At 62.4% G+C, this 25,582-nt stretch carries 20 protein-coding genes; 7 read left to right on the top strand and 13 right to left on the bottom strand.

Annotated elements, in window-relative coordinates; genetic code table 11:
- Nucleotides 1–47: 47 nt before the first annotated feature.
- Nucleotides 48–1,475 carry an MFS transporter gene (locus tag IB279_RS24660; protein ID WP_112773317.1) on the top strand — a complete coding sequence of 476 codons (1,428 nt, stop codon included), beginning with the start codon at nt 48–50 and terminating at the stop codon, nt 1,473–1,475.
- Nucleotides 1,476–1,531: 56 nt separating this feature from the next.
- Here the strand turns inward: IB279_RS24660 and purH are convergent, their stop codons facing one another.
- The 4 genes from purH to htpX form a co-directional block, all read right to left on the bottom strand.
- A complete protein-coding gene (gene purH / locus IB279_RS24655; RefSeq protein WP_060583754.1) occupies nt 1,532–3,142 on the bottom strand; it encodes a bifunctional phosphoribosylaminoimidazolecarboxamide formyltransferase/IMP cyclohydrolase in 1,611 nt (536 codons plus the stop codon).
- A 223-nt stretch (nt 3,143–3,365) separates the two neighbouring features.
- Nucleotides 3,366–5,051, bottom strand: a complete 1,686-nt coding sequence (locus IB279_RS24650; protein WP_060521510.1) for a heparinase II/III family protein — start codon at nt 5,049–5,051, stop codon at nt 3,366–3,368.
- Nucleotides 5,052–5,264: 213 nt separating this feature from the next.
- Entirely contained in the window at nt 5,265–6,677 is a 1,413-nt protein-coding gene (locus IB279_RS24645) for an RsmB/NOP family class I SAM-dependent RNA methyltransferase (protein WP_112773316.1), read from the bottom strand.
- Nucleotides 6,677–7,636 carry a zinc metalloprotease HtpX gene (gene htpX / locus IB279_RS24640; protein WP_034800156.1) on the bottom strand — a complete coding sequence of 320 codons (960 nt, stop codon included), beginning with the start codon at nt 7,634–7,636 and terminating at the stop codon, nt 6,677–6,679. Before htpX ends, IB279_RS24645 begins: the two co-directional genes overlap by 1 nt.
- Before the next feature lie 125 nt (nt 7,637–7,761).
- Here htpX and IB279_RS24635 point away from each other — a divergent pair, with 125 nt between their 5' ends.
- Nucleotides 7,762–7,962 carry a DUF1674 domain-containing protein gene (locus IB279_RS24635; protein ID WP_034800155.1) on the top strand — a complete coding sequence of 67 codons (201 nt, stop codon included), beginning with the start codon at nt 7,762–7,764 and terminating at the stop codon, nt 7,960–7,962.
- Between the two features lie 124 nt (nt 7,963–8,086).
- Here the strand turns inward: IB279_RS24635 and acs are convergent, their stop codons facing one another.
- On the bottom strand, nt 8,087–10,036 hold the full coding sequence (gene acs, locus IB279_RS24630; RefSeq protein ID WP_060583722.1) for an acetate--CoA ligase: 1,950 nt from the start codon (nt 10,034–10,036) through the stop codon (nt 8,087–8,089).
- Nucleotides 10,037–10,263: 227 nt separating this feature from the next.
- Here acs and IB279_RS24625 point away from each other — a divergent pair, with 227 nt between their 5' ends.
- Nucleotides 10,264–10,965 carry a DUF1013 domain-containing protein gene (locus IB279_RS24625; protein WP_034800153.1) on the top strand — a complete coding sequence of 234 codons (702 nt, stop codon included), beginning with the start codon at nt 10,264–10,266 and terminating at the stop codon, nt 10,963–10,965.
- Between the two features lie 75 nt (nt 10,966–11,040).
- Here the strand turns inward: IB279_RS24625 and IB279_RS24620 are convergent, their stop codons facing one another.
- The gene (locus tag IB279_RS24620; protein WP_043624205.1) at nt 11,041–11,427 is read right to left on the bottom strand and encodes an ectoine synthase; all 387 of its coding nucleotides are present in this window, start codon (nt 11,425–11,427) and stop codon (nt 11,041–11,043) included.
- 140 nt (nt 11,428–11,567) lie between these two features.
- Between IB279_RS24620 and IB279_RS24615 the strand changes: the two genes are divergently transcribed.
- Nucleotides 11,568–12,437, top strand: a complete 870-nt coding sequence (locus IB279_RS24615) for a LysR substrate-binding domain-containing protein (protein WP_210338699.1) — start codon at nt 11,568–11,570, stop codon at nt 12,435–12,437.
- A gap of 43 nt (nt 12,438–12,480) precedes the next feature.
- On the opposite strand, the gene IB279_RS24610 is transcribed toward IB279_RS24615, so the two are convergent.
- Nucleotides 12,481–14,388 carry a propionyl-CoA synthetase gene (locus IB279_RS24610; RefSeq protein WP_112773167.1) on the bottom strand — a complete coding sequence of 636 codons (1,908 nt, stop codon included), beginning with the start codon at nt 14,386–14,388 and terminating at the stop codon, nt 12,481–12,483.
- Nucleotides 14,389–14,500: 112 nt separating this feature from the next.
- Nucleotides 14,501–15,160 carry a YggS family pyridoxal phosphate-dependent enzyme gene (locus tag IB279_RS24605; protein WP_060583727.1) on the bottom strand — a complete coding sequence of 220 codons (660 nt, stop codon included), beginning with the start codon at nt 15,158–15,160 and terminating at the stop codon, nt 14,501–14,503.
- Between the two features lie 223 nt (nt 15,161–15,383).
- Between IB279_RS24605 and leuS the strand changes: the two genes are divergently transcribed.
- Genes leuS through holA form a run of 3 tightly spaced genes read left to right on the top strand, consistent with a single transcriptional unit; the run spans nt 15,384 to nt 19,568 of the window.
- The gene (gene leuS, locus IB279_RS24600; protein ID WP_112773166.1) at nt 15,384–18,011 is read left to right on the top strand and encodes a leucine--tRNA ligase; all 2,628 of its coding nucleotides are present in this window, start codon (nt 15,384–15,386) and stop codon (nt 18,009–18,011) included.
- A complete protein-coding gene (gene lptE / locus IB279_RS24595; RefSeq protein ID WP_034800148.1) occupies nt 17,998–18,522 on the top strand; it encodes an LPS assembly lipoprotein LptE in 525 nt (174 codons plus the stop codon). The genes leuS and lptE overlap by 14 nt, the downstream gene beginning before the upstream one ends.
- An 11-nt stretch (nt 18,523–18,533) precedes the next feature.
- Nucleotides 18,534–19,568: a DNA polymerase III subunit delta gene (gene holA, locus IB279_RS24590; protein WP_090295177.1), complete on the top strand. Its 1,035-nt coding sequence runs from the start codon at nt 18,534–18,536 to the stop codon at nt 19,566–19,568.
- A 208-nt stretch (nt 19,569–19,776) separates the two neighbouring features.
- On the opposite strand, the gene IB279_RS24585 is transcribed toward holA, so the two are convergent.
- From IB279_RS24585 to mnmE, 5 genes are all read right to left on the bottom strand, one after another.
- Nucleotides 19,777–20,667 (bottom strand): ParB/RepB/Spo0J family partition protein, encoded by an 891-nt coding sequence (locus IB279_RS24585; protein WP_192339895.1) that lies wholly within the window; start codon nt 20,665–20,667, stop codon nt 19,777–19,779.
- A gap of 35 nt (nt 20,668–20,702) precedes the next feature.
- A complete protein-coding gene (locus IB279_RS24580) occupies nt 20,703–21,497 on the bottom strand; it encodes a ParA family protein (RefSeq protein ID WP_060521519.1) in 795 nt (264 codons plus the stop codon).
- Between the two features lie 14 nt (nt 21,498–21,511).
- Entirely contained in the window at nt 21,512–22,153 is a 642-nt protein-coding gene (gene rsmG, locus IB279_RS24575) for a 16S rRNA (guanine(527)-N(7))-methyltransferase RsmG (protein ID WP_034800144.1), read from the bottom strand.
- Nucleotides 22,150–24,033 carry a tRNA uridine-5-carboxymethylaminomethyl(34) synthesis enzyme MnmG gene (gene mnmG / locus IB279_RS24570; RefSeq protein WP_112773164.1) on the bottom strand — a complete coding sequence of 628 codons (1,884 nt, stop codon included), beginning with the start codon at nt 24,031–24,033 and terminating at the stop codon, nt 22,150–22,152. The genes rsmG and mnmG overlap by 4 nt, the downstream gene beginning before the upstream one ends.
- A 90-nt stretch (nt 24,034–24,123) precedes the next feature.
- Nucleotides 24,124–25,452, bottom strand: coding sequence for a tRNA uridine-5-carboxymethylaminomethyl(34) synthesis GTPase MnmE (gene mnmE / locus IB279_RS24565; protein WP_192339893.1), 1,329 nt, complete (start codon nt 25,450–25,452; stop codon nt 24,124–24,126).
- Nucleotides 25,453–25,582: the final 130 nt, after the last annotated feature.

The following is a 25,582-nucleotide window of genomic DNA, read 5'->3' as shown; positions in this document are numbered from 1 at the left end:
CCGCGCGTTCGAGGGGACGCGTGGCGCAGTCGTTTCGGGAGGGGACTTTGCAGATTTCGGCCGGGGGGAATGAAGACCAGCCACGCACGTCCCGTGCGGGCATCGGCGGCTGGATGCTGTTCGACTGGGCCGCGCAGCCCTTCTTCACCGTCATCACCACCTTCATCTTCGGCCCCTATTTCGTATCGCGGCTGACGGAGGACCATGCGGTCGGCCAGGCGATGTGGGGCTACACGCTCACGGTTTCGGGCATCATCATCGCGGTTCTTTCGCCGGTGCTCGGCTCGATCGCCGACGCCACCGGGCCGCGCAAACCCTGGATCGCCTTCTTCGCCGTCATCAAGATCGCATCGCTGGCTATGCTCTGGTTCGCAGCCCCCGGCTCGCCGATCCTCTATCCGGCGATCTTCATGATCCTCGCGACGGTCGCGGCCGAGTTCTCGATCGTCTTCAACGATTCGATGATGCCCCGTCTGGTGCCGGAGAAGGACGTGGGGCGCATTTCCAACATCGCCTGGGGGCTCGGCTATCTCGGCGGCATGATCGTGCTGGTCGCCGTCGTGGCCTTGCTTGCCGGAAGTCCTGAGACCGGCAAGACGGCACTTGGCATCGACCCTCTGTTCGGCCTGGATCCGGCGAAGGGGGAGGATGCACGCATCACCGGCCCGATCTCCGCCGTCTGGTACCTCGTCTTTATCCTGCCGATGTTCCTGTTCACGCCGGATGCCACCAAGGCGGCGATGTCGCTCGGCAAGGCAACCGTCACTGGCCTCAGGGAGCTCAAGGGCACGCTCGTCGAGCTTCGGGAAAGGCGTGGGATCCTGCGCTTCCTGATCGCGCGCATGGTCTTCCAGGACGGCGTCAATGGTCTGCTGGCACTCGGCGGCACCTTCGCGGCCGCGATGTTCGCCTGGCAGACCCTGGAGCTCGGCGTCTACGGCATCATTCTCAACGTCGTCGCGATCGGCGGCTGCCTCTGCGCCAGCTGGCTGGATGCGCACCTTGGCTCCAAGGTGATCGTCACCGCCAGCCTGATCTGCCTGACGATTGCCACGATCGGCATCGTCTCGACGGGCCCCGGCTTCACGCTCTTTGGGCTGCTGCCGCTGTCGATGGAAGATACCGGCGGCCTGTTCGGCACGGCCGCCGAAAAGGCTTACATTCTCTACGGCCTGCTCGTCGGTGTCGCCTTCGGCCCCGTTCAGGCCTCGTCGCGCTCCTACCTCGCCCGCAGCGTCAGCCTCGACGAGGCCGGTCGCTACTTCGGCCTCTATGCGCTGTCCGGCCGGGCCACCTCGTTCCTCGCCCCCGCATCCGTTGCCACGATCACGCTTGCCACCGGCTCGGCACGGATCGGCATGATGGCGCTGATTGCTTTTCTGGTGATCGGCCTGCTGATCCTTCTGCGCACGCCCTATCCGGCCGATGACGGTCGCAAAAAAGCCGCCGCATCCTGGGGAAGCGACGGCTTCTGACTGTTGGGCCTTAGCGGCCAATTCCGGACAGACGCCCAGCGCCCGCCCCGACGATCTTAGTGGCGGAAGTGGCGCATGCCGGTGAAGACCATGGCGACGCCATGCTCGTTCGCAGCCGCAATCACCTCTTCGTCACGCATGGAGCCGCCCGGCTGGATGACGGCCGTAGCACCCGCGGCGATCGCCGAGAGCAGGCCGTCGGCAAACGGCAGGAAGGCTTCGGAGGCAACAGCCGAACCCTTGGTGAGCGGCGTTGCAAGGCCCAGCGCCTTTGCGGCTTCTTCGGCCTTGATCGCGGCGATGCGGGCGGAATCGACACGGCTCATCTGGCCGGCGCCGATGCCGGCCGTCTGGCCGTCCTTGGCATAAACGATCGCATTCGACTTCACGTGCTTGGCCACCTTGAAGGCGAACTTCATGTCTTCGAGTTCCTGGGGCGTCGGCGCGCGCTTGGTGACGACCTTGAGTTCGAGATCCTCGACCATGCCGTTGTCGCGCGTCTGCACGAGCAGGCCGCCCGAGACGGTCTTTGCGGCAAGACCCGGAATGCGCGGATCCGGCAGGCCACCGGTCGCAAGCAGACGCAGGTTCGGCTTGCGGGCAATCACGGCCTTGGCCGCATCGCTGACCGAAGGCGCGATGATCACTTCGGTGAAGAGCTTGACGATCTCTTCGGCCGTCTCCGCATCGAGTTCTTGGTTGAGCGCGATGATGCCGCCGAAAGCCGAGGTGGAATCGCAGGCAAGCGCCCGGCGATAAGCTTCGGCAAGCGTCGCCGCGGTCGCGACGCCGCAAGGGTTGGCATGCTTGATGATCGCGACCGCCGGTGCCTTCTCCGGCAGGAACTCGGCCACCAGCTCGAAGGCGGCATCCGTGTCGTTGATGTTGTTGTAGGAGAGCTGCTTGCCTTGCAGCAGCGTCGCCGTGGCGACACCCGGGCGGTTCTCGCCCGTCAGGTAGAAGCCTGCCTTCTGGTGCGGGTTCTCGCCGTAGCGCATCTCTTCCTTGAGTACGCCGCCGATCACCCGGTGACGCGGCATCGGGGTGTCGAGCGCTTCGGCAAACCAGTTGGAAATGGCCGCGTCATAGGCGGCAGTCCGGGCATAGGCCTTGGCGGCCATCTTCTGGCGGAAGGCATAGGTCGTCTTGCCGGAAGCAAGCTCTTCGAGCAGCACCGGATAGTCGGCCGGATCGGTGACGATCGTCACATAGGCATGGTTCTTGGCCGAGGCGCGGATCATCGCCGGGCCGCCGATATCGATGTTTTCGACCGTCGTCGGGTAGTCGCCGCCCTTGGCCCTGACCTCTTCGAAGGGATAGAGGTTGATGATCGCGAGGTCGATGGCGGTGATGCCGTGCGTCGACATGGCCGCAACGTGATCGGCATCGTCACGGATCGCCAAGAGGCCACCGTGAACGCCCGGATGCAGCGTCTTCACGCGGCCGTCCATGACCTCGGGAAAGCCGGTCAGCTCGGAAACGTCGCTGACCGGCAGGCCAGCCTCGGAGAGTGCCTTGTGGGTCCCGCCCGTCGAAACGAGCCGAATGCCCTTTTCGTTAAGGGCGCGCGCGAGTTCGACGACGCCCGTCTTGTCGGAGACGGAGAGGAGGGCGGTGCGGACCGTAACCTCGTTCGGGGCGGGGATTTTCTTGGAGGCGACAGCCACAACCATGCTCCTTTGGCGGCGCCGGACGCCCCGGGAGGAAGCTCCGGCGGTTGAGATGGCTGCCCGTTAGCATAGCTTGCCGGGCGAAGGAACCTCGCCGGGCCTGAAGATCGCGATGAATCTGGATCGGATCGATCCAAATTCATCAATGCGATCGCTCCTGAAACGCGAACGGAAAACTTGAGGCGCTTTCTTGGGCGTGCCTGTCGTCAAGACAGAAGGCTCAGTTCGCGCGTGAAAACGTCCACTGGATCTCCGGCTGCTGCGCAATTGCAAAGGTCACCGTCAGCTGCTGCGAGGCCCGGATACCCGAAGGATCGGCAAAGAAGATGTCCTCCTCGACGGCAAGGTCACCATCCTGGCAGGCAAACAGCCAGATCTCGCCATCGGGCGCCGTCAAGAAGATCTCGCGGGCGCTGTTCTGGCGAATGGCGACCGCCGGGTGAATGTGGAACCGCGCCACGGCAATCGCGGTATCGCTTGCCTCCGGGTCGCTGCCGTCGGCGCGCGACAGCCGGTCGCGACCGCGGACCATGCGACCGCCGTTCAACACACCGATGCCACGCTCGTGGACCAGGCCGAAGGCGGCAAGATAGCCATCGTGGCTTGCGGTCACCGACTCGAGCCCGCCCGCTTCGTCCTTGCGGGCCGCCGTCACGTGCTTGACGCCCGAAGTCATGATCGGTCCGAGAAAGCGCGATTGCGAGAAGCGCGACGACGACGTGTCGTTGACCGTCACGGTCGAATGGGCAGCCGTCATCCGCGCCATCTGGCGGAATCGCTCCCCGGCAAACTTCGGGGCGCCGGAATTGACGACGAAGCGCGTCTTGCCCGAGGACATTTCGAAGGACAGGCAGCCGGCATGGGCACTGCGCGACAGGTCTACGGAAAGCGGCCGGCCGGTGTCCATGATGACAACGGTGTTTTCCATGGCCATACGTTCGTAGTGGGCATGCGGCAGCGAGCGGAAGGGTTCGCCGGCCGTCTCGTCATAGCGCAGCACCGACGCCAGTTCATGCGCCAGAACCGAGGTAGCACCATTAAACAGCGCGAGTTCGCCGCCCTGGTGCCGGAAGAAGCGCAGGGCCGGGTACATCCGGTCGATGCAGGGAATGAGGCGCGACGGCACGTCATGCCCGAGATTAACGTAGGTCTGGCGGAGTGGCAGCAGATCCAGCAACAGCTCAAGACCCGCGCGCGGACTACGCGAGAAGTGGCTGCCGTCGGGCAGGATCTGGCGGTCGAGTTCGAGATCGAGATGGCGCGATGCCTTGCGGATGGCGCTCGGCGATGCCGGCATGGAGACCGACGCCATGGCAAGCGCAAGCCGCACCCGAAGCCTCTGCTCGCCGTCGCGCACGGTATCGGCGATATGCCTGAGATAGCGCACCTGCAGCGCCAGGCTTTTCAGGAAACGGCGGTAGAAGCCATGCTCGGCATTGCGCAGCACCACCGGCGAATGGGACAGCCAGGCGATGATGCGCTGCGCCATGATATCCGCATCCCAGGCGATGCCGCCAAGATCGCGTCCATGGGTGCCGATCCAGTCGTCGACGATCTGCCGCAGCCGGACGAAACCCGCATCCTCGCGGATCGCCCGCAGGTGCCGCAGCCAGCCGAAGGAATGCAGCCGGGCCGCAAATTCGCGCGACGGCAGATCGATCTCGAACGGCGACTCGCCCTCCGTGTCGAGCACGCGGCCGGCAAGAGGGAAGCGCCCGGCAAGAATTTCTTCCGCGACAAAGGGATCGACGGCCCTCAGATCCGTCGGCGCAACGATCAGGCGATTGGGGGTGGAGCCGGTAAAGCGCAGAGTGGAGACGCGCCCGATCGACAGGCGACGCGACACGCGGCGCCAGCCTTCACGCACATACAGGTAAGAAAGCCTTCGCCTGCCGGAAAACAACATCAACGCCGCCGGTTACCTCATTTCTGGCACGATCACTCACATCATCGGAGCGCGCCAGGACCTCGCGCCAGCGTCCGCATGGTGCCGCGAAGACCATTAAACTTTTATCAATCCTGCCATCTTTGATAGGCTTCCCGGTCGAAAGCGTCAAATGATGCGGTGAAACAGGGCCTTGAGGCCCGGTTCCAGCTGCTGAAAGCTCAGTTTGCGCTGTTATTTGCGCCGAATCACCGCCGCGTAGAAACCATCGAGGCCGCTCGAAAACGGTGCATCGAGCGGCAGCATGGCCGGCGTCGTCCGCATTTCGCCGACCAGCGTGATCGCGTCCTCGAGCCCCGGCCAATCCGCTGCAGAAATCGGAACGCGCTCACAGTTATCGCCCGAACCGATAACCCGGGCAACCACCTCTTCGCCTTCACGCGGGTCGAGGGAGCAATTCGAGAAGACGACGGTGCCACCGGGCTTGACCATCGTCAGCGCATGACGAAGCAGCCGCTCCTGCAGGTCGGCAAGCTTTTCGATGTCTTCCGGTCCCTTGGTCCACAACACATCAGGGTGACGTCGTGTCGTGCCGGTCGAGGAGCAGGGAGCGTCGAGAAGCGCCGCATCGAACAGGGCTTCCGGCTGGAAGTCCGCCATGTTGACTTCCTTGGTCTCGGCCTCGAGCCCCAGCCGCTTGAGATTGCCCTTCAGCCGGCGCAAGCGGCTGCCGGACTGGTCCAGCGCCGTCACTTCGGCGCCGGCAAGAATGAGTTGGGCCGTCTTGCCGCCCGGTGCGGCGCAGAGATCGACGGTCCGCTTGCCCTTGAGGTCGCCAAAGAGCCGCGCAGGGATCGATGCAGCCGCGTCCTGGACCCACCAGCCGCCATCATCGAATCCGGCTAAGGAAGGGATGGAGCCGGAGAATGCGCCGAGCCGCACAGAGCCGGTCGGCAGGACGGTGCCACCAAGCCGCTCGGCCCAAGCCGCAGGCTCGGATTTGACGGAAAGATCGATTGCCGCCGGCGTCAACTGCGCCTCGGCGATCTTCTCGGCCGCCGCTGCGCCGTAGTGGGCAATGAGGCGCTCGAAGAACCATTCCGGCATCGCCGGAATATGGCGCGTGCTTTCGAGAACGGCTTCCTTTTCGCGCGACAGGCGCCGCAGCACGGCGTTCACGAGATTGGCGAAGCGGCGGTTGCGCGGATCGTTCTGCGCCTGTTCGACGGCGAGATCGACGGCGGAATGATCGGGCACGTCGAGATAGAGGATCTGTGCCGCGGCCACGGCAAGCACATGCTCCAGCGCCCGCGCACCCTCCGGTAGGGGCGTCTGCAGCAGCGAATTGATCGCAGCCTGCACGCGCGGGAGATGGCGAAGGGCGGAATTGAGTATTGCCCGGACCAGAGCGCGGTCGGCTTCGTTAAGCTCGCGATAGGCCGGGTTGCCGTGCTCGCTGTCGAGCATGCCGTCGAGCGACGTCTTGCGATCGATGACTGCTGCCAAGATCTTCGCGGCGGCCTGACGAGCCCTCAACCCCGGCTTCTCCGGACCACGAGGCGCCGGAGCGGGCTTCTTCGATTTCGCTGCGCCGCCGTTGCGGTGCGATCGTTTCGGACGTGAATCGTTGTTGTTTTCTGCAGACATCAGGACCAGGGACCTTTGGGCGGTTCGGAACCACCGCGACCCCATCCGGTAGAGGGCACAGAGCGCGATTTGCGCACGGGATTATCAGCACGAACCGGCGGCGTCGAGACCGAAGACATCTCCTGCGCCATCTGCTGCAGGGCCGCGATGCGGTTTTCGGTGTTCGGATGGGTCGAGAACAGGTTGTCCATGCGCTCGCCGGAGAGCGGATTGATGATGAACATATGCGCCGTTGCTGGGTTGCGCTCGGCATCGTCATTGTGGATCTGATGGGCGGCGCCTGCGATTTTCTGCAGCGCCGAAGCGAGCGCCAGGGGCTTGCCGCAAATCTCGGCGCCGCGACGGTCGGCCGAGTATTCGCGCGTCCGGCTGATCGCCATCTGCACCAGCATTGCCGCCATCGGCGCCACGATCATCGCGACAAGCGTGCCGATGAAGCCGAGCGGATTGTTGTTTTCACGGTTGCCGCTGAAGAAGAAGGCAAAGTTGCCGAGCATCGAGATCGCGCCGGCAAGGGTTGCCGTCAGCGTCATCGTCAGCGTATCGCGGTTCTGCACGTGCGCGAGTTCATGCGCCATCACGCCGGCGACCTCGTCATAGTCGAGAGCGTGAAGCAGTCCGGTCGACGCGGCGACCGCGGCATTCTCCGGATTGCGACCGGTGGCAAACGCGTTCGGCTGCGGGCTATCGATCACATAGACGCGCGGCATCGGCAGGCCGGCATTGCGGGCGAGGTCACGCACGATGCCGTAATATTCCGGGGCACTGCGCTCATCGACCTCCTGCGCGCGGTACATGCGCAGCACCATCTTGTCGGAGTTCCAATAGGAGAAGAAGTTCATGCCTGCGGCCATGACGAAGGCGATCATCATGCCGCCCCGTCCGCCAATGGCGAAGCCTACCGCCATGAACAGGGCGGTCATGACTGCAAGCAGCATGGCGGTGCGGACAAGGTTCATCAGGAGGCTCCGGGTCGTCTACGTTTCACGTGAATCAGGGTTCCCGTCCGGGGAACGGCATCCTATATGATGGGTGCAAACACCCAATTCTTCAATATTGATGCTCGAATCCGGATACCGTTCAGATGCAGAACGACAATGACAACGCCGCCGACCGCCCGAAGAAGCCGCTGCCGCCCGCCGCTGTGCGGGCGCTGAAGGAAGCGGAAGAGCGGCGTCAGGCGGAGATCAAGAAGGAACTGCCGCAGGAGATCGGCGGGCGCGGAGGTGAAGATCCAGCCCGCTACGGCGACTGGGAGATCAAGGGTCGGGCGATCGACTTCTAAGTTCAGGTCGGGCGCCTGCGCCTGCAACCTCGATCTGAATCCGGCTCACGAAATGGTTCGACGGCCACCTGGCGACGAGAGGAGAACCGCCGCACGTCCAAGAGACGCGCGGCGGTTTTCAACGTCAGGCCTTGTTCTGGCGGTTCGCGATCAGATCATCGACAACGGCCGGATCGGCGAGCGTCGAGGTATCGCCGAGCGCACCGAAGTCATCCTCGGCGATCTTGCGCAGGATGCGGCGCATGATCTTGCCCGAGCGGGTCTTCGGCAGGCCCGGAGCGAACTGGATCTTGTCCGGCGTCGCGATCGGCCCGATTTCCGAACGGACATGCTTCACCAAGGCGGCGCGCAGTTCGTCGTTGCCGATTTCACCAGCCATCAGCGAAACATAGCAATAGATGCCCTGGCCCTTGATCGGGTGCGGATAGCCGACGACGGCCGCTTCGGAGACGAGATGATGCGACACGAGCGCCGATTCGACTTCGGCCGTACCGAGGCGGTGGCCGGAGACGTTCAAGACATCGTCGACGCGGCCGGTGATCCAGTAGTAGCCGTCCTCATCGCGGCGGCAGCCGTCACCGGTGAAATACTTGCCCTTGTAGGTGGCGAAGTAAGTCTGACCGAAACGCGCATGGTCGCCGTAGATCGTGCGCATCTGGCCCGGCCAGCTGTCGGTGATGCAGAGGTTGCCGTCGGCAGCACCTTCCAGAACATTGCCTTCGTTGTCGACGAGCTGCGGCTGAACTCCGAAGAACGGCCGCGTGGCCGAACCGGGCTTGAGATCGGTCGCACCCGGCAGCGGCGTGATCAGGATGCCGCCGGTCTCGGTCTGCCACCAGGTATCGACGATCGGCGACTTCTGCTCGCCGACGACGTTGTAATACCACTCCCAGGCTTCCGGGTTGATCGGCTCGCCGACCGAACCGAGCAGGCGAAGCGACGAGCGCGAGGCGCGCTTGACGAAGTCGTCGCCGGCGCCCATCAGCGAGCGGATCGCCGTCGGCGCGGTGTAGAAGACGTTGACCTTGTGCTTGTCGACCACTTCCCAGAAACGCCCCGCGTCCGGGAAATTCGGCACACCTTCGAACATCACGGTCGTCGCCGCATTCGCGAGCGGACCATAGACGATATAGGAGTGACCAGTGACCCAGCCGACGTCGGCGGTGCACCAGTAGACCTCGCCATCGCGGTAGTCGAAGACATATTCGTGCGTCATCGACGCATAAACGAGGTAGCCGCCGGTCGTATGCAGCACACCCTTCGGCTTGCCGGTCGAGCCCGAGGTGTAAAGGATGAACAGCGGATCTTCCGCCTTCATCTTCGCCGGCTCGCAATGCGGCTTCACGGTCGCGATTTCCTGGTGGTACCAGAGGTCACGGCCCGGTGCCCAGGCGGTCTTGCCGCCGGTGCGGCGCACGACCAGAACCTTGTTGACGATGACATGCTGCTTGGCCGCGATGTCGATCGCCGTATCGGTGTTTTCCTTGAGCGGGACCGGCTTGCCGCCGCGCACGCCCTCGTCGCAGGTGATGACGAAGGTGGACTCACAGTCGACGATACGGCCGGCAAGTGCGTCCGGCGAGAAGCCGCCGAAGACGACCGAATGGATGGCGCCGATGCGGGCGCACGCGAGCATCGCATAGGATGCTTCCGGGATCATCGGCATATAGATGGTGACGCGGTCGCCCTTCTTGACGCCATGCTTCTTCAAGACGTTGGCAAGGCGGCAGACCTGCTCGTAGAGCTGGTTGTAGGTGATCTTCTTGTCGATATAGGGATTGTCGCCTTCCCAGATGATGGCAGTCTTTTCGCCATGCGTCTTCAGGTGGCGGTCGATACAGTTGTAGGAGACGTTGGTAAGGCCGTCTTCATACCACTTGATCGAGACCTTGCCTTTGAAGGACGTGTTCTTGACCTTGGTATAGGGCTTGAACCAATCGATCCGTTTGCCGTGCTTGCCCCAGAACTTTGCCGGATCGGAAACGCTCTCCTCGTACCACTTCAGGTAAGTGGCGTTATCAAGCAACGTCCGGCTCTTGGCAGACTTCAACACCGGATAGATTTTGGCGGACATATTTTCCTCCCTACGCATTCCTAGTGCGGTTCGCCCCTCCTAGGGCTCCCCCGTTTCGCGCACATTCATAGCAGGTCAAATGCCCGCCGCAATTAGACAAAAGGACATTTGGAACTGAAGAATTGCAATTTCGCGACAACGACGGTATAGAGGCCCACATTTCCCGGAAATCAGTGGTAGACTCCACGGCCCGCGACACCGGCGCGGCGGACAAAAGGACTATATCCATGGCTCAGCAACTGCTTATGCCCAAGGCGACCGCCGTCTGGCTGGTTGACAATACCGCGCTGTCCTTCGACCAGATCGCGCAGTTCTGCAAGCTGCACCCGCTCGAAGTGAAGGCGATCGCCGACGGTGAATCCGCGCAGGGCATCAAGGGCCTCGACCCGATTGCGACCGGTCAGCTTTCGCGCGACGAGATCGCGCGCGCCGAAGGCAACCCCAACCACAAGCTGAAGCTGTCCGAGCCGAAGGTTCGCGTACCTGATAGCAAGCGCAAGGGCCCGCGCTACACCCCGGTTTCCAAGCGCCAGGATCGCCCGAACGCCATTCTGTGGCTGGTTCGCAACCATCCGGAGCTCAAGGACGCGCAGATCTCGCGCCTCGTCGGTACGACCAAGTCGACGATCGAGCAGATCCGTGAGCGCACCCACTGGAACTCCGCCAACCTGACGCCGATGGATCCGGTAACCCTCGGCCTCTGCTCGCAGATCGACCTCGACCTCGAAGTCGAACGCGCTTCCAAGGGCCGTCCGCTGCCGACGGCTGCCGAACTCGGCCAGACACTGGAATCGGCCCAGGAAACCGAAAAGCTGGGCTTCAGCTACGAGCGCGAGGAAGAGAAGGAAATCGACGCCGATGCCGTCTTCGCCAAGCTCAAGTCGCTGAAGTCGGACCGCAAGGACGAGGACGAAGACGATCAGTACTGATCGCCGTCCAGCCCAATGAAAAAAGCCCGGATCGACGATCCGGGCTTTTTTGTTGGTCAGTGCTCAGCAACGTGCTCAGTAGGCCGAACCGGATGGATCATTGAGGTTGTGGCGCTCGGTCCCCTTGAGCGGCGGATTGAAAATGCTGACGAGGATCAGGTCTTCGTCCTTGCCGCCGCGCAAGAAATGCTTGTCGTGCTGGTCGAGCACGTAGATATCGCCCTTGTTGATCGGGAAGACCTTGCCCTGCATGTCCTCGACCTCGCCGTGCCCGGCGATGCAATAGCAGGCCTCGAGATGGTTGCGGTACTCGAGCAGCGATACCGTTCCGGCGCGCACCACCGTGTGGCAGACGGTGAAACCCATACCGTCCCTCTCGGTGAGCAGGCGGTGGCTAGTACCGCTGCCCCACTCGACGAAATGATCAGTTGCTTCGATTTGCTGCAGGCTGCGGACGAACATGGGCCCCTCCATCTGTAAATATTCCTAATATCCGCCAACTGAAAAGCTCTCTCCCGCCTCGGTTGGAAGCCCAGTATCCGTTGACATCGACAGCCGATCAAACGACGATTCCTCAAGGATTTGATGAGGAAAACTTACAGATGATATTGCCCCCACTCGGCATGCTGCGTGCCTTCGAAGCCGCAGCGCGTCTGGCGAGCTTCTCCCGCGCCGGTGACGAACTGCATGTGACGCACGCCGCCATCAGTCACCAGATCCGGCTGCTGGAGGCGTGGTTCGGCCGGCCGCTCTTCATGCGCGAGAAGCGTGGGGTCAGTCTGGCGCCCGAGGCGGAGAACCTATCCGCCGTGTTGACATCGTCATTCGAGCGCATCGCCGCGGAAACGGAGTTGCTGCGGCTGAACGCCAAGGCGCAGTTGAGCGTTGCCTGCATACCCTCGATCGCCACGCGCTGGCTGATCCCGGCACTCGGCGAATTCCTGCAGCGTCACCGCGAGGTGGACGTCAAGGTCGTCTACGCGATGGCCGAACAGCAATTGCGGGAAACCGGCTGCGACGTCCTCATCACGCTCGGCGCCGACAAGAGCGAGGGGACCCGCTCCGATCGGCTGTTCTCCCGCATCAATCGGCCGGTTGCGAGCCCCCGTTATCTCGAGCGGAAAGGCGCGTTGAGGACACCAGAGGCAATCGCTTCTGCCGATCTGCTGCACGACGAAACGACGTCACGCTGGCGCGATTGGCTGGCAAGAGCAGGGCAGGAGACCACGCAGACGTTGCGTGGCCCGGTTTTCCAGGATTTCAATCTTCTGGCGACGGCGGTCATTGCCGGCCATGGCGTGGCGCTTTGCCCGGTCGAAGTCTTCCGCCGCGAAATCGAAAACGGTGACCTGGTGATCCTGTCCGATGTCGCCACCCTGGAGGACGAGAGCTACTTCCTGATCACCAAAGTCACACGCTCGAAGGCGGCAGCCAGTTTCGCCGATTGGTTCGCGGCCGTTGTGCACGCCTAATACGGAATGCACCTCGCAGATTCATGAGCCGGCTTAGCAATCGTTATACACCGATGCCGCGCCCTTGCAGCGCAACGGTGATTTCGTCGAGGATGACTGGATCGTCGATCGTCGCGGGCATCTTCCAGGGCTGGCGGTCAGCGATCTTCTGGATCGTGGCGCGCAGGATCTTGCCCGACCGCGTCTTCGGCAGCCGCTTGACGCAGATCGCCAGGCGGAAGGCGGCAACAGGTCCGATGCGTTCGCGCACGAGGCTGATGACCTCGCGCTCGATCTCCGACGTTTCACGGGAAACATTGGAGTTGATGACGAGGAAGCCGGCCGGTACCTGGCCTTTCAGGTCGTCGGCAATGCCGATCACGGCGCATTCGGCCACATCGGGGTGGCTGGCGCAGACCTCCTCCATCGCTCCGGTGGAGAGGCGATGGCCAGCCACGTTGATGATGTCGTCCGTCCGCGCCATGATGAAGATGTAACCATCCTCATCGAGGTAGCCGGCATCGGCAGTCTTGTAGTAGCCGGGAAACTCGTCGAGATAGGCCGCACGGAACCGATGGTCAGCATTCCAAAGCGTCGGCAGGCAGCCGGGTGGCAGCGGCAGCTTTACCACCACATTGCCGAGCGTACCGGCGCCAACCGGATGTCCGGCATCGTCGAGGATCTGGACGTCGTATCCCGGCAGCGGAACCGCCGGAGAACCGTACTTTACCGGCAGGAGCCCGAGCCCCATCGGATTTCCCGCCACGGGCCATCCCGTTTCCGTCTGCCACCAATGGTCGATGACGGGCACGCCGAGCGCGTTTTCTGCCCATTGGATCGTGTCGGGATCCGCCCGTTCTCCGGCAAGAAACAACGCGCGGAATTTCGACAGGTCGTATCGGCGAACGTGGGAAGCCTCCGGATCTTCCTTGCGGATCGCTCTCAGCGCCGTCGGCGCGGTGAACATCACCACGACGCCGTGTTCGGCAATGATGCGCCAATAGGTGCCTGGATCCGGCGTGCCGACCGGCTTGCCTTCGAACAGGATCGAGGTGCTGCCGTTGAGGAGCGGACCATACACGATATAGGAGTGGCCAACGACCCAGCCGATATCGGACGCAGCCCAGAACACTTCGCCCGGCTGCACGCCGAAGAAATTCTCCATCGACCATTTGAGCGCGACCATGTGGCCGCCATTGTCGCGCACCACGCCCTTGGGCTGGCCGGTCGTGCCCGACGTGTAGAGCACATAGAGCGGATCGGTTGAGGCGACCGGAGTACAGCCGACCTCTTCTCCCGCCTGCTTGGCCGCCGCCAAAGCCGCAGCGAAATCGAGGTCGCGTCCCTCGGTCATGGCGGCTTCCGCCATCTCGCGTTGGAAGACGAGGCAATGGGCCGGCTTGTGGGTCGCGATGTCGAGCGCCGCATCCAGCAGCGGCTTGTAGGCCACGGTGCGCCCAGGTTCGATGCCGCAGCTTGCGGACAAAATGAGCTTGGCCTGGCAATCGTCGATGCGTACGGCGAGCTCGTTGGCGGCAAAACCGCCGAAAACCACGGAATGCACGGCGCCGATGCGCGCAGCCGCCAGCATAGCAACCGCCGCCTGCGGGATCATCGGCATATAGATGATGATCCGGTCGCCCTTGCCGACGCCGAGTTTCCGGTAGACGGCGGCAAGCGCTGCTACATCGCCGAGCAGAGACGCATAGGAGATGCGCTCGACCCGCCCGGTGACGGGACTGTCATAGATGAAGGCGATTTGCTCGCCACGGCCCGCGGCCACATGGCGATCCAGGCAATTGTAGCAGGTATTGGTGATGCCTTCGGCGAACCAGTGCCCATAGATGCCAGCGTCCGCATCAAACGCACGTGCCGGTCTTTCAAACCAGTCGATCGCATTGGCGGCATTTGACCAGAAACTCTGCGGGTCCGATTTCCAGCCCGCGTACACGTCGGCATAGCGACTCGCCATGTCCGTTCCTCCCTGCGCATATTGCCGGACATGTCCGGCCTCCTCGTGCACAAGGATAGGCTAATGAGAGACGAGGGGAACCCCGACGAAAGCGGTATGTGACGAACGGACCTCAGCGCGCGCCGAAAATGGCCGAACCGACGCGAACGCCGGTGGCGCCGAACTGGACGGCCGTCTCGAAGTCGCCTGACATGCCCATCGACAGCTTCTCGAGCTTGCAGGCAGCAGCCAGTTTGGCGAGCAGGGCAAAATGCGGGCCGGGATTTTCTTCCACCGGCGGAATGCACATCAGCCCCTCGATCGAAAGACCCAGCTCGTTGCGGCACAGATCCACGAAGGCAACGGTCTCCTCCGGCGCGATGCCGGCCTTCTGCGGCTCCAGCCCGGTGTTGACCTGGACGTAGAGCCTAAGCGCCCGGCCCTGCCTCTGCATTTCGGCCGCAAGCGCGCGGGCGATCTTCTCGCGATCGACCGTCTCGATGACATCGAACAGCGCGACGGCTTCCGCCGCCTTGTTCGACTGCAGCGGGCCGATCAGGTGCAGTTCGAGACCGGATGTCTCGGCCTTCAGCTCCGGCCACTTGCCCTGCGCTTCCTGCACGCGGTTCTCGCCAAAGACCCGCTGCCCGGCGGCAATCACCGGGCGGATGGCGTCGGCGTCGAAGGTCTTGGAAACAGCGACCAGCGTGACGGCACCCTTGGCGCGACCGGCAGACTTCTCCGCTGCCTGAATCCGGCTCACGACATCCTGCAACCGCTCTTGAACTTCCATGGACCTGCTCTCCGACACGGGATTTCCAAACCACTGACCGAGCGGCTTAGGCAAAGTTGAGCCGATTGCCAAGGCCGCTCCGCCATGGACCGGCTCAAATCCGCCAAAGTGTCGCGGCAAACCCTTCAAAAACTTGACCGTCAGGCGGTTTCGTGGTGAAGGTCACCCCAACTATCATGAGGCGCCACTATGCGCCGCAGAACTTCCGGAACATCGAAAAGACATGTCTAGCGAACGATACAATCCGCGTGATGCCGAGCCCCGTTGGCAGCAGGAATGGGACAAGAACGAGGTCTTCCAGACCGAGAACGACGATCCGCGCGAAAAGTACTATGTGCTCGAGATGTTCCCCTATCCCTCGGGCCGCATCCACATGGGCCACGTGCGCAACTACACCATGGGTGACGTGGTAGCGCGCTACAAGCGCGCCCGCGGCTTCAACGTGCTGCATCCGATGGGTTGGGACGCCTTCGGGATGCCGGCCGAAAACGCCGCCATGGAGCGTGGCGTGCACCCGGCCAGCTGGACCTACCAGAACATCGCCTCGATGAAGGCGCAGCTGAAGGTTATGGGCCTGTCGCTCGACTGGAACCGCGAGTTCGCCACCTGCGACCCCGCCTATTACCAGCGCCAGCAGTACCTGTTCCTGGACTTCCTGGAAAAGGGCCTCGTCTACCGCAAGCAGTCCAAGGTCAACTGGGACCCGGTCGACAACACCGTGCTCGCCAACGAGCAGGTAATCGACGGCCGTGGCTGGCGCTCCGGCGCGCTGGTCGAACAGCGCGAACTGACGCAATGGTTCTTCCGCATCACCGACTTCAGCCAGGAACTGCTCGACGCGCTCGATACGCTGGATCAGTGGCCCGAGAAGGTGCGCCTGATGCAGAAGAACTGGATCGGCCGCTCCGAGGGCCTGTCGCTGCGTTGGGAAATCGTCGAAGGCACCGCCGGCGACGCAACCGAGCTCACCGTCTACACCACCCGTCCGGACACGCTCTTCGGCGCCTCCTTCCTGGCGATCGCCGCCGATCACCCGCTGGCAAGGCAGGTGGCGGCCAGCAACCCTGAGGTCGATGCATTCTGCGAGGAATGCCGCCGCGCCGGTACCTCCCTTGCCGCGCTGGAAACGGCAGAGAAGAAGGGTATCGACACCGGTATCCGTGCCAAGCATCCGCTCGATCCGAGCTGGGAGCTGCCGGTTTATGTCGCCAATTTCGTGCTGATGGACTACGGCACGGGCGCCATCTTCGGCTGCCCCTCCGGCGACCAGCGCGACCTCGACTTCGCGCGCAAATATGACCTGCCGGTCGTTCCCGTCGTCATGCCGAGGGACGGCGATGCCGCGACCTTCGCCATTGGTGACGAGGCCTATATCGGCGACGGCGTGATGATCAACTCGCGCTTCCTCGACGGCCTGTCGACGGAAGACGCTTTCGAGACCGTTGCTTCGAAGCTCGAGAAGGAAATGCTCGACGGTGCGCCGCGTGCCGAGCGCAAGGTCAATTTCCGCCTGCGCGACTGGGGCATCTCGCGCCAGCGCTACTGGGGCTGCCCGATCCCGGTCATCCATTGCGAGGCCTGCGGCGTCGTACCAGTTCCGAAAGCCGACTTGCCGGTCGTGCTGCCGCCGGACGTTACCTTCGACAAGCCGGGCAATCCGCTCGACCGTCACGCCACCTGGCGCCACGTCGCCTGCCCGCACTGCGGCAAGGACGCCCGTCGCGAGACCGACACGATGGACACCTTCGTCGATTCGTCCTGGTATTTCACGCGCTTCACCGCACCCTGGGAAGACAATCCGACCGACCCCAAGGTCGCCAACCACTGGCTGCCGGTCGATCAGTACATTGGCGGTATCGAGCACGCCATCCTGCATCTGCTCTATTCGCGCTTCTTCACCCGCGCGATGAAGGCCACCGGCCATGTTGCCGTCGACGAGCCGTTCAAGGGCCTGTTCACGCAGGGCATGGTCGTGCATGAAACCTATAGCCGCGGCGAAGGCGCCCAGCGCGAATGGGTGACGCCGGCCGAGATCCGCATCGAGGAGATCGATGGACGCCGTAGCGCGACGCTGATCGAAACCGGTGAGGAAGTCACCATCGGCTCGATCGAGAAGATGTCGAAGTCGAAGAAGAACGTCGTCGATCCCGACGACATCATCGCTTCCTATGGCGCTGATACCGCCCGCTTCTTCGTTCTCTCCGATTCGCCGCCGGATCGTGACGTGATCTGGTCGGAAGCCGGTGTCGAAGGATCGCATCGCTTCGTGCAGCGCGTGTGGCGTCTGATCAGCGAAGCGGCCGAGAAGCTGCGGGCAATCGAGGCCGCCCCGGCGCTCGAAGGCGAGGCTCTCGCTGTTTCGCAAGCCGCGCACAAGACGCTGCGCGCGGTCGAGGCCGACTACGACAAGCTTGCCTTCAACAAGGCCGTGGCGCGTATCTACGAGCTCGTGAACACGCTTGCCGCACCGCTGACCCAGGTAGCAGCCGGCAAGGCCGATGCGGCCCTGGCGGGGGCTGTGAAGGATGCGACGACGATCCTGATCAACCTCATCGCACCGATGATGCCGCACCTCGCCGAGGAATGCTGGCGCGAGGTCGGGGGCGAGGGCCTGATTGCGGAACGCGGCTGGCCGGCGTTCAACCCCGCTCTGGTCGTCGAGAACGAAATCACCATGCCGGTGCAGATCAATGGCAAGAAGCGCGCCGATTTGACAATCGCTCGCGATGCGGATCAGAGTGCGATCGAAAGCGCCGTCCTGGCGCTCGATGCCGTCAAGTCCGCGCTCAACGGCAGCAGCCCCAAGAAAATCATCGTCGTGCCCCAGAGGATCGTCAATGTCGTTGTCTGATAGAGCTGGTTTCCGTATCCGGTCGATTCCGGTTCTGGCTGGCGCGCTCATGTTGACCGCGCTCGCCGGCTGCCAGGTCCGGCCGCTCTATTCCGACCCGGTCGGCACCTCGACGGCACTGGCGGCGATCGAGATTTCCGAAGCCACCGACCGTGTCGAGCAGGAAGTGCGTAACGCGCTGATCTTCCTGGCCGCAGGTGGTCAGGGCGAGCCCGTGAATCCGCAGTATCACCTGGCGCTCACCGTCACCCACCGGTCGATGGGCGTGCTCTACGATCAGGCCAAGGACCGCGCCGGCGCCGGTCGTATCGTCGTCAAGGCGGACTACAATCTGACGAAGATCGGTACGGGCGAGACCATCAAGTCCGGCAACCGCACGGCCGTTGCTCTCGTTGACTTCCCGGTCCAGGAATTTGCCAAGGTGCGCGCCGTTCGTGACGGTGAAAACCGCGCAGCCAAGGAACTCGCCGAGCTGATCCGGGCCGACATCGCCGCGGCTCTCAGCCGCTAACGGGTGTCGGCATGAGCGAGGTCAAGTCGCACGAGTTCGACTCCTTTCTCCAGAAGTCAGCCGGAATCTACCGGCTTTTCATCCTCTACGGGCCCGACCGCGGGCTCGTCTCCGAGCGTGCCTCTGCAATCGCCGCCCGTTGCGGCGTGCCGCTCGACGATCCGTTTTCCCTGTTGAAGCTCGATGTCAGTGAACTGACGCAATCGCCCGGGCGGCTGCTCGATGAAGTAAACTCGATCGGCCTCTTCGGTGGAGAAAAGCTCGTCTGGGTCCGTGGCGCGACCAATGAAAAGCCGCTGGTCGATGCGTTGCAGATCCTTTCGTCCGAGCCACCGACCGGAAGCTATGTGATCGTCGAAGCCGGCGACCTCAAGAAGGGGTCCGCACTTCGAAAGATCGGCGAGAGCGCGCGTTCGGTCGCCTGTATCGCCTGCTACAGTGACGACGCGCGCAGCCTGCAGGCGCTGATCGACAAGGAGCTCGGCGACGAGAAGCTGGGCATCAGCACCGCAGCACGGCAACGATTGCTGGAGGCGCTCGGTGGCGACCGCCTGGCCTCACGAAACGAGCTGCGCAAGCTTGCGCTCTACTGCCGTGGCAAGTCCACGGTGGACGAAGAAGACGTGCTCGATATCGTTGGGGATGCCAGCGCCATCTCCGTCGACGATGCCGTCGATGCCGTGCTGAAGGGCGACCTCGATGGATTGCTGCATGCGATGCAGAAGATCACCACATCCAAGACGCCGGCCTTTCTGGTGCTGCAGGCGTGCCTGCGCCAGTTTCAGCAGCTCGATGTGATGCGCGCCGAGATGGATGCAAGCCGCCAGCAGGCGGGGCAAGTGATCGCCACGCTGGGGCGTGGGCTGCACTTTCGCCGCAAGCCGATCGTCGAGGCCGCCTTGAAGCATTGGTCGAGCCCGGCTATCCGCCGCGAGCTCAATCGCCTGCAGACGACCATCTTTCAGAGCCGCAGCCGTGCGAGCCTGGAGGAAAGCCTGGTGCTGCAGAACCTGATGGCGATCGCGGTGCAATCGGCGCGACGCTGACCTGCCTCTGTCGATCCAGTCCCGTTGCCGCAGCCTAGTGTTCGAATTTCGCCAACACGTCTTCAGGCTGCATGAGGGAGATGGGTGGACCTCGCCGTCCGAAATTCAACTGGACGCCAAAAGATCTCATCATATCAAATAATTAGGCGCGCCGCTCGTTGGAGCGACGCGCCATCAATACGCCAAAGCAAAAATACGCACGAGTGGCTTATCGCCGCTCGAGCAGCCGGCAGATTTCTTCCAGTTGATCCAGCGTCGTGTAGGCGATGCGCAAATGACCACCGGATGCCTTGTGGTTCACGGTAACCTCAAGCCCGAGGCTATCCGACAACGTGCGCTCGAGCGCTAGCGTATCGGCATCCTTCTCGTCGCGACGGACGGTCTTGCCGTAATTCGGATCGTTCTGCGCGCGAATATCGTTCTGCGCGATGCGCTCGGCGTCACGCACCGAGAGCCCCTTGGCAATGATCGTCCGGGCGAGGGTAGCCGGATCCGAGGTCGGAATGAGTGCACGGGCATGTCCAGCCGAAAGCGCGCCTTCCGACAACATGTCCCGAACAGGTTCCGGCAGTTTCAAAAGACGCAGGCTATTGGCGACATGGCTTCGGCTCTTGCCGATGATCTCGCCGAGATCGTTCTGCGTATAGCCGTGCTCGGCGATCAACTGCTCGTAGCCAAGCGCTTCGTCGAGCGGATTGAGATCCGAGCGCTGGACGTTTTCGACGATAGCGATTTCAAGCGCCGTGCGATCGTCGACGTCGCGAATGATAACCGGGATTTCGGTGAACCCGGCCAGTTGTGCGGCACGCCAGCGGCGCTCGCCGGCGATGATCTCGTAGCGATCGACGCCGATGGTGCGAGCAACGACAGGCTGGACAATACCATGCTGACGGATCGAATTGGCGAGATCCTGGAGTTCGGCTTCGTCGAACTGACGACGCGGGTTGCGCGGGTTGCGCGATACGAACTCGATCGGCACGCGCCGATCCGGATTGACCGGGGCAGGGGCAGCTGCCCCTGTTTGCAACGGCTGATCCATCTCGCCGATCAACGCGGCCAGTCCGCGACCAAGCCGCCTCTTCGAGCTATCGTCGTTCATATCGTCACCCGAGTTAAATTACGCTACCGAAATGATTATGCCGCTTTGCGCTGACGCTCGCGTTGAATGACTTCGGAGGCCAGTTGCAGATAGGCCTGACTGCCAGCGCACTTCAGATCATAAAGAATGGCCGGCTTGCCATAGGAAGGCGCTTCCGAGACGCGAACATTGCGCGGGATCAGGGTGTGGTAGACCTTGTCGCCGAGATGCGTCCGCACATCGCTAACAACCTGCTGTGCCAGGTTGTTGCGCGAATCGAACATGGTCAGGACGATGCCCTGGATATCCAGGCTCGGATTCACGGTTCGGCGAATCTGATCCACAGTCTCCAGCAGCTGGCTCAGACCCTCGAGCGCGAAGAACTCGCACTGCAGAGGGACAAGCACCGAATGGGCGGCCGCCATCGCGTTCATCGTCAGCAAGTTGAACGATGGTGGGCAATCGACGAGCACGTAGGAGTATTCCATCGCGGCGGGGCTAACCAAGGCCTTGCGTAAACGGAAGACACGATCCGGTTCCTGAGAAATTTCCATCTCGACGCCGAGAAGGTCCATGGTCGATGGAATGATTGAGAGATTCGGAACGGCTGTCTGCTGAGCGATCTCGCCGATCCCGTGCGATCCCATCATCAGCTCATAGGATGACAGGTTCCGATCGCGGCGTTGAATGCCGAGCCCGGTGCTGGCGTTGCCTTGCGGGTCCAGATCAACGATCAGAACGTGTTCGCCGATAGCCGCCAATGCGGTCGCCAAATTGATGGCGGTCGTGGTTTTGCCGACGCCGCCTTTCTGATTTGCGATTGTGATGATCCGGTTTTTGCCACCAAACATGTTTCCGCTCGCGATCACTGGGCCCTGCGCGCCAGATTTGCGATCTCGAGCACGACAGAATCCGGCTCGACCACGCTTGGATGTTTTACCAGATCAAACTGATAGCGGCCAACGGCTTTGTCGATTTCGCGCTGGTAATCCCGCCCTTTGTGGAAGTAGGCGACCGCTTTCTGCTCCTTCGCCGTCATCCATGGCGCAGAATAGTCGAGCAGCAAGGTCAAATCCGCGAGCGCGCGCGCCGAAACCGCGTCCGCGCGGGGAATCAATGCGCCTGCTTCTTCGATTCGAACCGGGTGAACCGAGCCGCGCGCACCCGTTTCGGCCAGGGCGACACGCAGAAAGGCAGCCTTCTTGTTGTTGCTTTCAACGAGATGGACCCAACCGTCGCCAAGTTCGGCGAGATAGATCGCCGTGATGACACCTGGAAAGCCGCCACCGCTGCCGAGATCGACCCAGGTCTTCGGACCGGGCGACAACTGCGCGAGCTGCAAGCTATCGACAATATGCCGGCGCCAAAGATCCTCGATCGTGGACGGCGCAACAAGATTGATCGACTTCGCCCACTTCTGAAAGAGCTTGGCAAAATGCTCCAACCGTTCATTCGTTTCACGTGAAACACGCAGTCCGTTCAACACATCGATTGGACTCGCCTTCATTGTACGCTGGCCTTTTCTTCACGTTCTACGGTTCGGTTCTGTCGCTTCACCCACGCCAGGATCAGCGACGCTGCTGCCGGTGTCATACCGTCGACCTTCATCACGTGAGCCAGATTGCGGGGCGCCTGCTGCTTCAGCTTCTGCTTCAGCTCGTTGGAGAGGCCCGAGAGCATATCGAAGTCGAAGCCATCGGGTATGGCAAGATTTTCCTCGCGCTGAATGCCGGCGATATCCGCTGCCTGACGATCCATATAGACCGCGTAGACCGCATCGATTTCAAGCGCCTCAACGACGCGCGGACCAATCGCCGACAGCTCGGGCCAGATGGGCTGCAAACCGGCAATCGACTGATCGGGATAGGACAGGATCTCGAAAGCAGTGCGCCGTTGGCCATCCTGGTTGAGCTTAAGGCCATGACGGTTACCTTCAGCCGGGGTTACCGAGAGGCCTTTCAACAGGGCACGCCCTTCGTCGAAACGCGCGCGCCAATCAACAAAGCGTTCGCGCCGCGCAGCCGAGATGCAGCCGACCTCCATCGCAAGCGGTGTCAGGCGCGCATCGGCATTGTCGGCCCGCAGCGACAATCGATACTCCGCGCGGGAGGTGAACATGCGATAGGGCTCGGTGATCCCGCGCGACGTCAGGTCGTCGATCATGACACCGATATAGGACTGCGTTCGGCTGAACACGATTTCGGGACGGTTGGTCGCTGCCAAGGCGGCGTTCAAGCCGGCAACAAGACCTTGCGCCCCGGCTTCCTCATAGCCGGTCGTACCGTTGATTTGACCGGCGAGGAAAAGCCCTGGCATCTTGCGGACGGCAAGGGTCGCGTTCAGTTCACGCGGGTCGACGTGATCGTACTCGATGGCATAACCAGGCTGCAGTATCGCGACATTCTCCAATCCTGGGATCGTCTTAATAAAGGCTTCCTGGATGTCAGCCGGCAGCGACGTCGAAATGCCGTTCGGGTAGATCGTATCGTCGTCGAGACCCTCCGGTTCCAGGAAGATCTGGTGGCCATCACGCTCGCCGAATCGTACGATCTTGTCCTCGATGGACGGACAATAGCGCGGTCCGACACCCTCGATCTGTCCCGAGTACATCGCCGACTTGCCGATATTGTCGGTAATAATCTTGTGCGTCTCTTCCGTCGTCCGCGTCACACCGCAATCGATCTGGCGATTCACGATCCCGTCGGTCATGAACGAGAAGGGCACAGGATCTTCGTCTGGACCTTGCCGGCCAACACGCGCCCAGTCGATGGTGCGTCCATCCAGGCGGGCGGGCGTTCCGGTCTTCAGGCGGCCGAGCCGCAACCCAAAACGCAGCAAGGTTCCCGAGAGCCCGACGGACGGTTCCTCACCGACGCGACCGGCCGGTATCTTCTGATCGCCGATATGGATGAGGCCCTTCAAGAACGTGCCCGTCGTCAGAACAACGGAGTTCGCTTGAAAGCGGCGGCCGTCCTTCAGGACGACACCGTGGATGCGGCCTTGCTCTTCCAGAAGGTCGAAGGCATCGCCCTCGATAACGGTCAGATTCTCGATGGCAGCGATCTCCCGCTGCATGGCTTCGCGATAAAGGCGGCGATCGGCTTGCGTACGCGGTCCGCGCACCGCTGGACCCTTGCGACGGTTGAGCAAGCGAAACTGAATACCACCGGCATCAGCGACGCGTCCCATCAAGCCGTCCATCGCGTCGATCTCGCGGACCAGATGTCCTTTTCCCAAGCCGCCGATCGCCGGGTTGCAGGACATAACGCCGATCGTGGATGCCTTGTGCGTGATCAATGCTGTGTTGGCGCCCAGACGCGCAGCCGCAGCCGCGGCTTCGCAGCCGGCATGGCCACCGCCAATGACGATTACGTCAAATTGCATCATTGCCTCTTCTCCGGGGTTGACCCGGCACGAATCGTTTCACGTGAAACACAACGAAGGACTCGCACACGTTGTATTGCACTGGCCTACTGGTTATTTCCCGATACAGAATTCAGAAAATATCACATCGAGAAGGTTCTCAACATCCACGCGGCCGGTTATCCGTCCAATTGCGTCGCCAGCAAGGCGCAACAGTTCCGCGCGTATATCCAGCCCCAAGTCCTGCCTTGCCAAGCTGTCGTCGATCGACCGCTGCGCCTGCCGGAGACTATCGACATGGCGCCGCCGTGAAGGCAGCGACAGCGAGATGCGCCCACTGAGATCCGGTAGGTGCGCCGCGATCGCGTCCAGCAGTCGCTCCATGCCTTCGCCGGTTCTCATCGAGACCAACACATCGGCCGAACCTTCGCGCCAAAGATCACTGCCGCGATCAATTTTGGTTCCAACGCGTAGCACGGGCGCCGCGTCGGATGCGAGGTCGGACGCGATATCAAAACCATCGGGCGTTTCGGCCAACAGCAAGATCAGATCCGCTCGCTCGATAATTTCTCGTGCGCGACGAATACCTTCTTGCTCTACCTTATCGTCGGTTTCCCGCAGCCCCGCAGTATCGTAGAGCTTTACCGAGAATCCGGCTAAGGAAAGATCCACGGAGAGAACGTCGCGGGTCGTACCGGCAATCTCGGTGACGATTGCAATGTCACGCTGGGCCAGTGCATTGAGCAAACTCGACTTGCCGGCGTTCGGCGCGCCGGCGATGACGATCTTCAGGCCGTCGCGGATGATCTCCGCGATCGGCGCATCGGCAATATGTGCTGCTATCTCTTGCGACAGTATGGACATATCCTGCCAGATGCGCTCGCTGACCGAGCCCGGCACGTCGTCTTCATCGGCAAAATCGAGCTCGGCCTCGATCATCGCCCGCGCATGGGTCAAGCGCTTCGCCCAGCCGGCATAGATCTTTGATTGTCCACCGCCGGAGTGTTCGATCGCGAGCCGGCGCTGCATCTCGGTTTCCGCAGCAATCAGGTCGGCGAGACCCTCCACCTCGACCAGGTCGAGCTTGCCGTTCTGGAAGGCGCGACGCGAAAACTCACCGGCTTCCGCATGGCGCAAACCCTCGAGCTTCGAGAGTTCCTCAAGCAAGGCGTTTACTGCCGCCCGACCACCATGGATCTGAAGCTCGGCGCAGTCTTCTCCTGTAAAGGAGGCAGGTCCGCGAAAATAGAGAACAAGGCCGCTGTCGATGACATCACCGTTACGGGACCGAATCGATCTCAATGTCGCCGACCGAGGTGTTGGCACACCACCACACAACGCCTGCAACACCGCTTCGGTGCGGCCGCCGCTGATACGCACGACTGCGACGCCGGCGGGCAGAGATCCGCTGGAAAGCGCATAAATCGTGTGCGTCGCTGTCATGGGCTCACCTGAAAAGACCGCGGACACGCAGGGCGCGTCGATGGTCGATGCAATGGGGATCGTCGAAGTTCCGGACCGGATCGTTCCGCTTCGCGGAGCGCGCTCACGCGGGGCAAACGCTATCTCAATG

It is taken from the genome of Ensifer sp. ENS06, assembly GCF_014852205.1.
GTDB classification, from domain to species: Bacteria; Pseudomonadota; Alphaproteobacteria; order Rhizobiales; family Rhizobiaceae; genus Ensifer; species Ensifer adhaerens.
This window is presented reverse-complemented; position numbering and strand designations above follow the sequence as displayed.

What these genes read in the sequence shown, in the direction of transcription:
- IB279_RS24650 (WP_060521510.1), bottom strand. Translation starts at nt 5,051, where the DNA reads ATGTTGTTTTCCGGCAGGCGAAGGCTTTCTTACCTGTATGTGCGTGAA.
- IB279_RS24645 (WP_112773316.1), bottom strand. Translation starts at nt 6,677, where the DNA reads ATGTCTGCAGAAAACAACAACGATTCACGTCCGAAACGATCGCACCGC.
- htpX (WP_034800156.1), bottom strand. Translation starts at nt 7,636, where the DNA reads ATGAACCTTGTCCGCACCGCCATGCTGCTTGCAGTCATGACCGCCCTG.
- IB279_RS24635 (WP_034800155.1), top strand. Translation starts at nt 7,762, where the DNA reads ATGCAGAACGACAATGACAACGCCGCCGACCGCCCGAAGAAGCCGCTG.
- acs (WP_060583722.1), bottom strand. Translation starts at nt 10,036, where the DNA reads ATGTCCGCCAAAATCTATCCGGTGTTGAAGTCTGCCAAGAGCCGGACG.
- IB279_RS24625 (WP_034800153.1), top strand. Translation starts at nt 10,264, where the DNA reads ATGGCTCAGCAACTGCTTATGCCCAAGGCGACCGCCGTCTGGCTGGTT.
- IB279_RS24620 (WP_043624205.1), bottom strand. Translation starts at nt 11,427, where the DNA reads ATGTTCGTCCGCAGCCTGCAGCAAATCGAAGCAACTGATCATTTCGTC.
- IB279_RS24615 (WP_210338699.1), top strand. Translation starts at nt 11,568, where the DNA reads ATGATATTGCCCCCACTCGGCATGCTGCGTGCCTTCGAAGCCGCAGCG.
- IB279_RS24610 (WP_112773167.1), bottom strand. Translation starts at nt 14,388, where the DNA reads ATGGCGAGTCGCTATGCCGACGTGTACGCGGGCTGGAAATCGGACCCG.
- IB279_RS24605 (WP_060583727.1), bottom strand. Translation starts at nt 15,160, where the DNA reads ATGGAAGTTCAAGAGCGGTTGCAGGATGTCGTGAGCCGGATTCAGGCA.
- leuS (WP_112773166.1), top strand. Translation starts at nt 15,384, where the DNA reads ATGTCTAGCGAACGATACAATCCGCGTGATGCCGAGCCCCGTTGGCAG.
- lptE (WP_034800148.1), top strand. Translation starts at nt 17,998, where the DNA reads ATGTCGTTGTCTGATAGAGCTGGTTTCCGTATCCGGTCGATTCCGGTT.
- holA (WP_090295177.1), top strand. Translation starts at nt 18,534, where the DNA reads ATGAGCGAGGTCAAGTCGCACGAGTTCGACTCCTTTCTCCAGAAGTCA.
- IB279_RS24585 (WP_192339895.1), bottom strand. Translation starts at nt 20,667, where the DNA reads ATGAACGACGATAGCTCGAAGAGGCGGCTTGGTCGCGGACTGGCCGCG.
- IB279_RS24580 (WP_060521519.1), bottom strand. Translation starts at nt 21,497, where the DNA reads ATGTTTGGTGGCAAAAACCGGATCATCACAATCGCAAATCAGAAAGGC.
- rsmG (WP_034800144.1), bottom strand. Translation starts at nt 22,153, where the DNA reads ATGAAGGCGAGTCCAATCGATGTGTTGAACGGACTGCGTGTTTCACGT.
- mnmG (WP_112773164.1), bottom strand. Translation starts at nt 24,033, where the DNA reads ATGATGCAATTTGACGTAATCGTCATTGGCGGTGGCCATGCCGGCTGC.
- mnmE (WP_192339893.1), bottom strand. Translation starts at nt 25,452, where the DNA reads ATGACAGCGACGCACACGATTTATGCGCTTTCCAGCGGATCTCTGCCC.